Source organism: Novosphingobium sp. CF614 (assembly GCF_900113255.1).
Taxonomy (GTDB): domain Bacteria; phylum Pseudomonadota; class Alphaproteobacteria; order Sphingomonadales; family Sphingomonadaceae; genus Novosphingobium.
Genome location: NZ_FOOR01000003.1, coordinates 20,527 through 32,344 on the forward strand (window position 1 = coordinate 20,527; position 11,818 = coordinate 32,344).

At 70.5% G+C, this 11,818-nt stretch carries 9 protein-coding genes; 4 read left to right on the plus strand and 5 right to left on the minus strand.

The features are described 5' to 3' along the window. Positions 1-114 precede the first annotated feature (114 nt). The 4 genes from BM052_RS05035 to BM052_RS05050 form a co-directional block, all read right to left on the minus strand. A complete protein-coding gene (locus BM052_RS05035; protein ID WP_255405976.1) occupies positions 115-3,312 on the minus strand; it encodes an error-prone DNA polymerase in 3,198 nt (1,065 codons plus the stop codon). Continuing rightward, positions 3,309-4,946 carry a Y-family DNA polymerase gene (locus tag BM052_RS05040; RefSeq protein WP_091144022.1) on the minus strand — a complete coding sequence of 546 codons (1,638 nt, stop codon included), beginning with the start codon at positions 4,944-4,946 and terminating at the stop codon, positions 3,309-3,311. Before BM052_RS05040 ends, BM052_RS05035 begins: the two co-directional genes overlap by 4 nt. Then, entirely contained in the window at positions 4,855-5,622 is a 768-nt protein-coding gene (locus BM052_RS05045) for an ImuA family protein (protein WP_177198335.1), read from the minus strand. The genes BM052_RS05040 and BM052_RS05045 overlap by 92 nt, the downstream gene beginning before the upstream one ends. A gap of 126 nt (positions 5,623-5,748) precedes the next feature. Continuing rightward, positions 5,749-6,060, minus strand: coding sequence for a DUF1244 domain-containing protein (locus BM052_RS05050; protein WP_091144027.1), 312 nt, complete (start codon positions 6,058-6,060; stop codon positions 5,749-5,751). A 134-nt stretch (positions 6,061-6,194) separates the two neighbouring features. Between BM052_RS05050 and pyk the strand changes: the two genes are divergently transcribed. Next, complete coding sequence (pyk, locus tag BM052_RS05055; RefSeq protein ID WP_091144442.1) at positions 6,195-7,646, plus strand: pyruvate kinase; 1,452 nt, start codon at positions 6,195-6,197, stop codon at positions 7,644-7,646. A gap of 33 nt (positions 7,647-7,679) precedes the next feature. On the opposite strand, the gene BM052_RS05060 is transcribed toward pyk, so the two are convergent. Then, the gene (locus tag BM052_RS05060; protein ID WP_091144030.1) at positions 7,680-8,354 is read right to left on the minus strand and encodes a YggS family pyridoxal phosphate-dependent enzyme; all 675 of its coding nucleotides are present in this window, start codon (positions 8,352-8,354) and stop codon (positions 7,680-7,682) included. 22 nt (positions 8,355-8,376) lie between these two features. On the opposite strand from BM052_RS05060, the gene BM052_RS05065 reads away from it, so the two are divergent. The 3 genes from BM052_RS05065 to BM052_RS05075 are packed head-to-tail and all read left to right on the plus strand — an operon-like array spanning position 8,377 to position 11,805. Further along, positions 8,377-8,958, plus strand: coding sequence for a thiamine phosphate synthase (locus tag BM052_RS05065; protein ID WP_255405977.1), 582 nt, complete (start codon positions 8,377-8,379; stop codon positions 8,956-8,958). A 52-nt stretch (positions 8,959-9,010) separates the two neighbouring features. Continuing rightward, positions 9,011-11,377 carry a DNA translocase FtsK gene (locus tag BM052_RS05070; protein ID WP_091144034.1) on the plus strand — a complete coding sequence of 789 codons (2,367 nt, stop codon included), beginning with the start codon at positions 9,011-9,013 and terminating at the stop codon, positions 11,375-11,377. Beyond that, positions 11,374-11,805, plus strand: a complete 432-nt coding sequence (locus BM052_RS05075) for a hypothetical protein (RefSeq protein ID WP_091144037.1) — start codon at positions 11,374-11,376, stop codon at positions 11,803-11,805. Before BM052_RS05070 ends, BM052_RS05075 begins: the two co-directional genes overlap by 4 nt. Positions 11,806-11,818 lie beyond the last annotated feature (13 nt).

Sequence of the window (11,818 nt, forward strand, 5' to 3'; positions counted from 1 at the left end):
GTCGGAATGGTAACGGTGGAATGTCTGTTGCAAGACAGTTTGACGGCGCCCTGGATTGCTTCGGCGGCCTCTTCGCCTCGCAACGACGAAGAAGGGAGGAGAATCGGCTTCGTCTCAATGGAAATCCCGCGATCGGGGCAGGACGCGGACGTTTCGCGGATGGCGATGGGCCGCCGGGGCGACGGGGGACGTGCCGTGCTCGCCCGGTGAAAGCAGGGCCAGCGCCTCGCTGGCATCGGTGACGCGGCGGGCCATCAGGTGCACCACGTCTTCCTTGCTGCGCTGGATCTCCCCTTCGATCACCATCAGCCGCGCGGCCATGACCGCGCGGCGCTGGCGTTCGAAATCGCGGGCCCAGAGCAGCGCGTTGACCACGCCGGTCTCATCCTCGATGGTGATGAACACGGCATTGCCGGTGCCGGGGCGCTGGCGGATCAGCACCACGCCGGCCGCGCGCACCCTGCTGCCGTCCTTGCCGGCATTGACCGAGGCGCAATCGAGCACGCCGCGCGCCGCGAAGTGATCGCGCAGGAACTGCATCGGGTGGCCTTTGAGCGAGAGCCGGTGGGTCTGGTAATCGGCGGCGACTTCCTCCGAAGGCGGCATCGGCGGCAGGGCGGCATCGGCTTCGCGGCCCAGTTCCGGCAGATCCCCGGCCGCGAACAGGGGAAGCTGGGCCGGCGGCACCCGCCGCGCTTCCCAGCCCGCCTCGCGCCGGCTCTGGCCCAGCGATCCGAGCGCGTCGGCATCGGCCAGCAGGTGCAGTGCGCGCGAAGGCAGGCCGGCGCGGCGGGCGAGATCCTCCAGGCCCGCGATCGGAGCCCGGGCCCGCGCGGCGACGAGCGCCTCCGCCCACGGTTCGCGGAACCCGTCGATCTGGCGCAGGCCCAGGCGCAGCACGCGTTCGCCTTCCAGCGCGTTGTCCCAGCCGCTGGCCTTGACGTCGATCGGCCGCACTTCCACCCCATGCTCGCGCGCGTCGCGCACGAGCTGGGCAGGCGCGTAGAAGCCCATGGGCTGGCTGTTGAGCAGGGCGCATGTGAAAGCCGCCGGGTAATGGCACTTCAGCCATGACGAGACATAGGCGAGCCAGGCGAAGGCCTGCGCGTGGCTTTCGGGAAAGCCATATTCGCCGAAGCCCTTGATCTGTTCGAAGCAGCGCTCGGCGAAATCGCGCGGGTATCCGCGAGAGACCATGCCCTCGATCATCAGCGACTGGTAGTGATGCACGGTGCCGTGGTGCCGGAAAGTCGCCATGGCGCGGCGCAGCCCGTCGGCCTGGGCGGGAGTGAACCTGGCGGCGACGATCGCCAGCTTCATCGCCTGTTCCTGGAACAGCGGCACGCCCAGCGTCTTTTCCAGCACGTCCTTCAGCTCGTCCGGACTGTCCGGCGGGCCGGGATATTCGGGTATCTCCTCCTGGTTGCGCCGCCGCAGGTAGGGGTGGACCATGCCGCCCTGGATCGGCCCGGGCCGCACGATCGCCACCTGGATGACAAGGTCGTAGAGGCACCTGGGCTTCATGCGCGGCAGCATCGAGATCTGGGCGCGGCTTTCGACCTGGAAAGTGCCGATGCTGTCCGCCCTTTGCAGCATCTTGTAAGTCGCCTCGTCCTCCCGCGGGACGCTGGCCAGCGTCAGGTCGCGCAGGCCCTGCGCGCGCAGCAGGTCGAAGCTCTTGCGGATGCAGGTGAGCATGCCCAGCGCCAGCACGTCCACCTTCATCATGCCCAGCGCGTCGAGATCGTCCTTGTCCCATTCGATGAAGGTACGCTCGGGCATGACCGCGTTGTGGATCGGCACCAGTTCGTCGAGCCGCCCCTCGCTCAGCACGAAGCCGCCGACATGCTGCGAAAGATGGCGCGGGAATTCGAGCAATTGCCCGACGATGTCGCGCAGGCGCACGAGTTCCGGGTTGGCGGGATCGAAGCCCGCCTCGACCAGCCGCTCTTCGGGCATCGCGCTGCCGCTCCAGCTGCCCCAGACAGTGCCGGCGAGGCGCGCGGTCACATCCTCGGTCAGGCCCAGCGCCTTGCCCACCTCGCGCACGGCGCTGCGCTGGCGATAGTGGATGACGGTCGCCGCGATCCCCGCCTTCTCGCGGCCATACCGCCGGTAGATATACTGCATCACTTCCTCGCGCCGCTCGTGCTCGAAATCGACGTCGATGTCGGGCGGCTCGTTGCGCTCCTCGGACAGGAAGCGGGAGAATAGCAGCTTTTCCTTCACCGGATCGATCGGCGTCACCCCAAGCAGGTAGCAGACCAGCGAATTGGCGGCGCTGCCCCGGCCCTGGCACAGGATCGGCGGATCGAGGCTGCGGGCATGGCGCACGATGTCATGCACGGTCAGGAAATAGCAGGCATAGTTCCGCGTCCCGATCAGGCGGAACTCCTCGGCCAGCACCGCGCGGTAGGCTGGGGGCAATCCGCCGGGAAAACGATCCCGCGCGCCCTGCTCCACCAGATGTTCCAGCCAGCCTTGCGGGGTCCATCCCTTGGGCACCGGCTCGTGCGGATATTCATAGGCGAGCTGGTCCAGCGTGAATTCCACGCGGGCGAACAAATCCCGTGTCGCCGCCAAGGCTTGCGGGCAATCGCGAAACAGCCGCGCCATTTCCGCCGGCGGCTTGAGGTGGCGTTCGCCATTGGCGGCCAGGCGGCGGCCGGCGGTCTGCACCGTCAGGCCCTCGCGGATGCAGGTCAGCACGTCCTGCAAGGGGCGATCCTCGGGCCGGGCATGGAGCGCATCGCTGGTGGCGATCAGCGGCACGCCGGTCTGCGCCGCCAGCGCCATGCGCCCGGCCAGCCGCCGCGCGTCCCGCCCGGCGCGCGGCATCGTCGCGGCGAGCCAGAGATGCGGGCTCGCCTCGCGCAGGGCGCCCAGCAGCCGGGCATCCGCGTCCATGGCGATCAGCGCCATGTCCTGGGCATGGTCGATAAGGTCCGGCAGGTGCAGCTCGCAGGCGCCTTTCTCCACCCGCCGGTTGCCCAGCGTGAGCAGCCGGGTCAGCCGGCCCCAGCCCCGGCGGCTGACCGGATAGGCCGCCACGTCGGGGGTGCCGTCGGCAAAGACCAGCCGCGCCCCCATGATCAATCGGAATCCGCCCGCCGCCTCTCCCCCCAGTTCCTTCCATGCCTGATGGGCGCGGACCACGCCCGCCACGGTGTTGCGATCGGCCACGCCGATGCCGGCCATGTCCAGCGCATGGGCCCGCGCGACCATCTCCCGCGGGTGCGAGGCGCCGTGCAGGAAGCTGAAGTTGCTGGCCGCGACCGGCTCGGCGAAGAACGGCGCCTCCAGCCGGGTCACGGGAACAATCCGTGAAGATACCAGCGCGGGTTCGGCCGTTCCTCGAACAGGCCGCTGCGGAACATCCAGTAGCGCCGCCCCGCCCCGTCCTCGATCCGGTAATAGTCGCGGGTCGGCCCCGCCCCGCCGGGAAGATGGCCGCCGCGCGCGCGCCACCACTCCGCCGCGATCCGCTCCGGCCCTTCGGCGAGGCGCACTTCGTGGAGCTTGCCGCGCCAGCGGAAGCGCTGCGGCGGCCCATCGGGCACCCCGGCGACGACCATGACCGGCTGCGGCGGATCGAGCAGGTAGAGCGGGCGCGGAACGGGCGCGAGGTCAAAGCAGGAAGCCGAGAGATCCTCCGCTTCGGGGGAGGGGTTGGGGTGGGGGCCATCATCCGGGCACCGTGCTGGCCGAGCAGCCCCGCCCCCGGCCCCTCCCCTGAAGGCAAAGGGAGGGGAAAAGCCGCGATCTTGCGTGGCCGCCGGCACCAGGGCCTGGGCCTTTTCCGGCAAGTGCCGGTCGCGGGGCGCCATGCGCAGGACATGCTCCGCCCCCAGCCGCACGCCGAGCCGGTCGATCAGCGCCGCCACGCTGTCTCCGGATGCTTCGGCCCGGTCGAGTTCGATCTGGCGGGTGCCCAGCGGTTCGGCGCGGGGCACGGCCAGCACGATCGCATCGAAGCCGAAGCCCGGATCGAGCGGATCGGCCAGGGTCTCGATCCGCTCACGCATCAGGCGCATGACCGTGGCCGGATCGCGCACCGGCTGGCCGGTTTCCACCGCCAGCCGCCGCCGCGCGCCATCGCTGCGGCAGAGCGTGGCCACGAAGCGCCGCCCGCCGATCCGCCGCGCCGCCATGTCGCGCTCCAGCCGGACCAGCAGGTCCTCTATCACATCGAGCACATCGTCGGTGCGGGCGATGGGTTCGGCGAAACGGGCCTCGGCGCGAATCGGGACGGGGGCGGCATGGGGGGCGATCGGAGCGGCGGTTTCGCCCAGCAGCCGGCGCAGGCCCGCCACCGCCGCTTCCCCGAAGCGCGCGGCCAGCCCCGCCATCGGGCGCCGCGCCAGGTCGCCGATGCGGTAGAGGCCCGCGCACCGCAGCGCGACCAGCGCCGGCCCGGGCAGCTCGAGCGCGGCGACGGGAAGCGCGTGGACATCCTCGCCCCCCTGCCCACGGCGAGTGCCATAACGGGCAAGCGCACGCGCGGCGGCGGCGTTGTCCGCCAGGGCATGGCGGACGGTGTACCCGGCAAGCTCCGCCGCCCGTCCGGCCAGTTCGCGCTCGCCGCCCAGCAGGTGGGCGCAGCCGGTGATGTCCAGGACGATCCCGTCGGGCGGATCGGCCGCCGCCATCGGCGTCAGGCACGCCATCCCCGCGACCAGCCGGTCCAGCTCGCCGCGATCGGCGTCCGGATCGTGCGGCAGGGTGGCCAGCCCCGGGCAGCGCGCCCGGGCATCGGCCAGCGCCATGCCCGGGCCAAGCCCCAGCGCCTGCGCGCGGGCATCGACCGCCGCCAGCCGCAACGCATTGCCGCTGCGGCCGACGAGCGCGAAGGGCTCAGGCGGCGCGGGGATCGAAGCTCCGCCCGCCCGCCGCGCCCGTTCGCAGGGAAGATAGGGCAACCACAGTGCCAGGTATCGCCGTTTCATCGCCTGTCTCCCGGAAAGAGCCCTGTTCAGCATCCCATTCCAGCCGCCAGCGTCCCCCGGCGGGACCATCCCGGCGGCGCAGCAGCTCCACGTCGATCGCCGGCCAGCCCGGCGCGTCCGCCGCCAGCGGGACGGACGGCGCGCCCGCCACCGACCAGCGCGTCTGGGCGGCGCTGGGACGGGGCGCCGCCGCGATGCGCAGGACGATCACGCGCCCCCGCGTCCGTTCCGCGGCAAGGGCGAGGCGGCGGCTGGCGGTCAGGTCGTAGCCGGCCAGCCGGCCCCGGGTTTCGAGCAGGATCGCGCCGACCCCGGGACAACGCGCCGCCTCCAGCCCGGCGCGCAGCAATTCCAGCTCGTTCCCCGCCTCGACAATCACCAGCCGCGCCGGGGCGAGCCCCAGCATGGCCAGCCCTTCCCCGCACAGCACGGCGGGGCAGGATCCGGATCGCCACCGCACGAGGAACAGGGGTTCGGCCAAGGTTTCGGCCGGAGTTTCAGCCGGGGCTTTCCCGTTTCCGGCGCGGATCGCGGAAAGCGCGAAGGCCATGGCCGCGGCCCGATCCTCTTCCCCGGCGTGGATTTCATGCAGGTGGCCGGCTGCGAGGTCCGGCATGTGCCGGCCGGGCCGCTGGGCAAGGCGTGGTGGTTTCCATTCGATGAGAGAGTCCGGCATAGGAACGAATCACTAGATTTGTTCCTACTATGTTCTCACTTTTCCAACATGTCCAGCCCCCGCGAGCCCCCCAGCGAACAAGGCTGGCGCATCACGCCGTCGGAAAGCGCGCGCCGGGAAACGCGCTCAGTGCGCGCCGCCGTTCTTCTTCAGGCTTTCCTCCATGCGCGCCATCTGCTCCGGCGTGGCCTCGGTCTGGTAGGCCGCCTTCCACTCGTCGAAGGGCATGCCGTGGATCACCGCGCGGGCCTGGGCCTTGTCGCCTTCGAAGCCGGCGTCGCGGATCCAGTCGGCCAGGCAATTGCGGCAGAAGCCGGCAAGCCCCATCAAGTCGATGTTCTGCGCATCGTGGCGCTGCTGCAAATGGCGCACCAGCCTGCGGAAAGCCGCCGCCGCCACGGTATCGTCGAGCGTGTCGATCTGGTCATTCGTGTTCATTTTCCTGCCGATCGTCCTTGGTTTGTAAGCTTCACTTTGCCATATGACGGCCCGTTCCCGAAAAAGGCAGTCGAAACTTGGTCAGCACCCCCCAGAATTCGCGCACCCATCGCCGCTCGCCCCATCATCGCGGCATCAAGCGCACGCGCAAGGTCAAGATTCTCGCCACGCTCGGCCCCGCCAGCCGCGACCGGGAGATGATCGCCAAGCTGCTCAAGGCCGGCGCCGACGCCTTTCGCGTCAACATGAGCCACGGCGATCACGATACCCACCGCGAAACCATCGCCAATATCCGCGCGGTAGAAAAGGATCTCGGCCGCCCCGTCGCGATCCTGTGCGACCTGCAGGGCCCGAAGCTGCGCGTGGGCACTTTCAAGGAAGGCAAGGCCTTCATCCGCCACGGCGCCCATTTCACGCTGGACCGCAACCCCGAACCGGGCGACGACAACCGCGTCTGTCTGCCGCATCCCGAACTCTTCGGGATCCTCCGGAAGGGCCAGCGCCTGCTGATCGACGACGGCAAGCTGCGCCTGGTGGTGATCCGGCCCGAGCAGGACGCGATCCTGTGCACCGCCGAAGTGGGCGGCCCGATCTCCGACCGCAAGGGCGTCAACGTGCCCGACGCCATCGTCCCGGTCCCGGCGCTGACCGACAAGGACCGGCGCGACCTGGCCTTCGCGATCGAGCAGGGGGCCGACTGGATCGGCCTGTCCTTCGTCCAGCGCCCCGAGGACGTGGCCGAGGCGCGGCGGCTGATGGGCGGCCCGAACGCTTCCGGTGCCGCGCTGATGGCCAAGATCGAAAAGCCCGCCGCGGTCGAGAGCCTGGACGAGATCATCGAGCTGTCCGACGGCATCATGGTCGCGCGCGGGGACCTGGGCGTCGAGCTGCTGCCCGAGGAAGTGCCGCCGATCCAGAAGCACATCATCGAGAAGACCCGCACCCTGGGCAAGCCGGTGGTGGTGGCCACGCAGATGCTCGAATCGATGATTACCAGCCCCTCGCCCACCCGCGCCGAAGTCTCCGACGTCGCCAACGCGGTCTACGACGGCGCCGACGCGGTCATGCTTTCGGCCGAAACGGCGGCGGGCCAGTGGCCGGTGGAGGCGGTGACGATCATGGACCGCATCGCCACCCAGGTCGAAGGCGATTCGACCTACCGCGCGCGCATCCACATCGCCGAGACCCCGCCCGACGCGACCACCGCCGACGCGCTGTCCGCCTCCTGCGCGACGATCGCCGATACCCTGACGATCGAAGGCATCATCATCTTCACCGGCTCGGGCATCTCCGCCCGCCGCGTCGCCCGCGAACGCCCCGCCGCGCCGATGCTGGTGCTCACGCCCTCGCACAAGACCGCAAGGCGCATGGCCCTGCTGTGGGGCGCGCATGCCGTCACCACCAAGGACATCGGCAGCTTCGAGGAGATGATCGCCAAGGGCAAGCGCATGGCCCTGCGCCACGGCTTCGGCGGCGCCGGATCGCGCCTGGTGGCGCTGGCCGGCGTGCCCTTCGGCGTGCCGGGATCGACCAACCTGCTCCACGTGGTGACACTGACCGGCGACGAGCTGTCGGCCCCGAAGTAGGCCGGCGAAACAGGCCCTAGTCCCGGCCTTGCGTCATGCCCGGTTCGCGCCCCGCGCCCCGAACAGCGCCGAGCCGACGCGCACGTGGGTCGCGCCCAGCATCACCGCGGTTTCGAAATCGTCGCTCATGCCCATGCTGAGCCCGGCCAGCCCATTGTCGGCGGCGATCTTGGCGAGGAGGGCGAAGAACGGCGCCGGTTCGGCGGCGGCGGGGGGCACGCACATCAGGCCGATCACGGGAATCCCGGCCTCGCGCGCCAGGGCCAGCAGCGCGGGGACCTCCGCCAGCGCGCAGCCGCCCTTCTGCTCTTCGGCGCCGATATTGACCTGGACGAAGCACGGCACCCGCCGCCCCGCCTTCTCCATCGCCTTGCCCAGCGCGGCGGCCAGCGAGGGCCGGTCGAGCGAGTGGATGCAGTCGAACAGCGCCGCCGCGTCCTCGGCCTTGTTCGACTGGAGCTGGCCGACGAGGTGCAGCTTCACGTCCGGGTGCGCCTCCCGCAGCGCCGGCCACTTGGCCTGGGCTTCCTGCACTCGATTCTCGCCGAAGACGCGCTGGCCTTGCGCGATCAGCGGCGCGATGCGCTCCGGCGGGTGGGTCTTGGAGACGGCGACGAGTTCGACCTGCTCCGGCTCGCGGCCGGCGAGGCGGGCGGCATGCGCGATACGCGCGCGGATATCTTCGAGCGGGCTGGCTGGCTGATCCATGGCGCGCTGCTATAGCGTCCCCATGCCGAACCGCCAGCCGCCTCTTCCGGATATCTGGCTTGTCAGCGACGAACGCAACGACGCGGCGCTGGAGCGCATCCTTGCCCGGTTGCCGCGCGGATCCGGGCTGATCTTCCGCCATTACCACCTGCCGCCAGGCGAGCGGCGCGCGCGCTTCGCGGCGCTGGCGCGCGCGGCGCGGCGGCGGCGGCACCTCGTCGTGCTGTCCGCCGCCGCGCGCGAAGCCCGCGCCTGGGGCGCCGACGGGGCCTATGGCGCGCCCGGGAAACTGGCGCGGGGACCGGCGCTGCCGCGGCTGGCGACCGTCCATTCGCTGCGCGAACTGGGCGCGGCGCACCGCGCGCGCGCGCGCGCGGCGGTGCTCTCGCCCGTTTTCCCGACCCGGTCGCACCCGGGGGCACGCACGCTCGGCCCGGTTCGTTTCCGGCTGCTGGCGGCCCGCGCGCGGGTGCCGGTAATCGCGCTGGGCGGCATGACGGCGCACCGCGCACGCGCGATCGGCACCGGCAAATGGGCCGCCATTGGAGGGGGCAATCGGGGTCTTGCAAAATGGCCCACAGGCACGTTCCCGCTTCATTCTTGACGGCGAGTCCTCCCCCGGCGCATTATCGGTGGCCGAAATCAGGGGAATTTCTATGGCGACACGGCCCATCGCGCCCGGGCGGCGAATAGCCAAGCCGGACTGGCGCGCAGTCCTGAAGCGGTCCTTGCGCCGCGCGACCGAGCTTTCCGGCGCGGTGCTGCTGTTCGCGCTCATGGTATTCCTGGCGCTGGCGCTGGCCAGCTATCACCAGACCGACCCCTCCGCCTCCACCGCCGCCGGGGGCGAGGTGCGCAACTGGATGGGTCCCACCGGCGCCTGGGCCGCCGAGCGGGCGCTGTTCCTGTTCGGGCCGGTTTCCGCGCTGCTGCTGCCGCTGCTCTACGTCTTCGCCCGCAAGCTGTGGCTGATGGTCGAGGAGGACGACGGCGAGGTCGAGCATTCGAACCAGCGCTGGTGGCGCCCGGCAGGGGTGCTGGCCTTCGCCATGGTGCTGATCGCGACGGTGCTCTCGCTATGGTTCACCGCGCCGGGCGGCACGCTGCCGGCCTCGATGGGCGGAATTTCCGGCCTGCTCGGCGCCCGGGCGATCGACGCCCTCGCCGCGCTGGCGCCGCCGTCGGCGCGGGGCTGGGCGACGCTGGGCCTCGCGCTGGCGTGCCTGCTGGCCGGGACGGCGCTGATCGGCAAGGTCTTCGCCTTCGACTGGGGCCGTCTGTTCACCCTGCCCGGCCGCATCGGCCGCGCGCCGCGCGCCCTGCCCCCGCCAGGCGCCCAGCCCTTCGCCCCCGCCGCCGGCAAGGGCGCGCCCGAACCCGCGCCGCGCGGCGAGGCGACCCCGTTCGCCCCGGACAAGCCGCGCAAGGCGCCCGAGATCGTCGATCCCAAGGCTTCCGCCACGCCGGCCAGGCTGGGTGCCGGCAGCCGGCAGAAGGACCTGTTCGACCAGTACGAGCTGCCCAGCCTGGAACTGCTCGCCGATCCCCCCGCCAATTCGCAGCCCCGGGTCGACAAGCTCAGCCTGGAGCGCAACGCCCGCCTGCTGGAAACCGTGCTCGACGATTTCAACGTCAAGGGCGATATCACCGCGGTGCGCACCGGCCCGGTCGTCACCATGTACGAGCTGGAGCCGGCGCCGGGCATCAAGGCCAGCCGCGTGATCGGCCTGGCGGACGACATCGCCCGCAACATGAGCGCGATCTCCGCCCGCGTTTCCTCGATCCCGGGCCGCACGGTGATGGGCATCGAACTGCCCAATACCGATCGCCAGATGGTCTCGTTCAAGGAAATGGTCGCCTCCGAGGCCTTCGCCCACCACAAGGGGATGCTGCCGATCATCCTGGGCAAGGACATCGCCGGCGAACCGGTCGTCGCCGACCTCGCGACCATGCCGCACCTGCTGGTGGCGGGCACCACCGGTTCGGGCAAGTCGGTGGGGCTCAACTGCATCCTGCTCTCGCTGCTCTACCGCATGACCCCGGCGCAGTGCCGCCTGATCCTGGTCGATCCCAAGGTGCTGGAGCTGAAGAGCTACGACGATATCCCGCACTTGCTCTCGCCGGTCGTCACCGAGCCGCCCAAGGCGGTGCGCGCGCTGAAGTGGGCGGTGGAGGAAATGGAGCGCCGCTATCGCCAGATGAGCGAGATCAGCGTGCGCAACCTCGCCAGTTTCAACGAGAAAGTGCGCTCGGCGGCGGCCAAGGGCAAGCCGCTGGGCCGGCGCATCCAGATCGGCTTCGATCCCGACACCGGCGAGGAACTCTACGAGGATCGCCAGCTCGACTATCAGGCGCTGCCGCAGATCGTGCTCATCGTCGACGAGCTGGCCGACCTCATGGTCACGGTCGGCAAGGAGATCGAGGTGCTGATCCAGCGGCTTTCGCAGAAGAGCCGCGCGGCGGGCATCCACCTCATCATGGCGACCCAGCGCCCCTCGGTGGACGTCATCACCGGTGTCATCAAGGCCAACCTGCCGACCCGCATCTCCTTCGCGGTCACCAGCCGCATCGACAGCCGCACGATCCTGGGCGAGCAAGGCGCCGAACAGCTGCTGGGCAAGGGCGACATGCTGTTCAAGCCCAACACCGACCCGATCAAGCGCGTCCACGGCCCCTTCGTCTCGGACGAGGAAGTGGAGCATGTCGCCGACCACTGGCGCGCCCAGGGCAAGCCCGACTATGTCGACGCCGTCACCGAAGAGCCCGAGGACGGCGGCTTCGGCTTCGACGATCTGGACGCCACCGCCTCCGACGCGCCCGAGGAGCGCAAGTACCGCCAGGTCTGCCAGCTGGTGTTCGAAAACCAGAAGATCTCGGTCTCCTGGCTCCAGCGCCAGATGGGCGTGGGCTACAACACCGCCGCCAAGTGGGTGGAGCGCATGGAAAACGACGGCTACGTCGGCCCCGCCAACCATGTCGGCCGCCGCGACATCTACCGCGACGAGAACGGAAACCCGCTGTGAGGCGCGCGCTGCCGATCGCCGCCCTGTTCATCGCACTGCCGTTCGCCGCGCCGGCTGTCGCCCAAACTCTCTCGATCCAGATCGGCCAGTGGTATCAGGTCTTCGCCCCCGACATCGAACGCGCGATCGGCCGCAGCATCAGCGTCGATGCCGCGAGCGTGACGGCGGGCGGGCTGGGCCGGCAATTCCGGGAAGCGCAAGTGCTGCTCCGGGCCGAGCGCCAGTACCCGAGGGGCACCACCGTCCTCCAGGACCGCAGCGTCGATTGCGCCGGCAGCCTGGCGGCCACCACCCACACCCGCATCCTATACCCCACCGGCGTGCTGGCGGGCGAGTGGGCGACCCCGAACGCGGTCCAGGCCGTCCACTGGGATTCGCAAGACGGCAAAGTGCTCAAGTTCGTCTGCCAGGGCATCCTGCCACGCTGATCGCCGGGCGTCC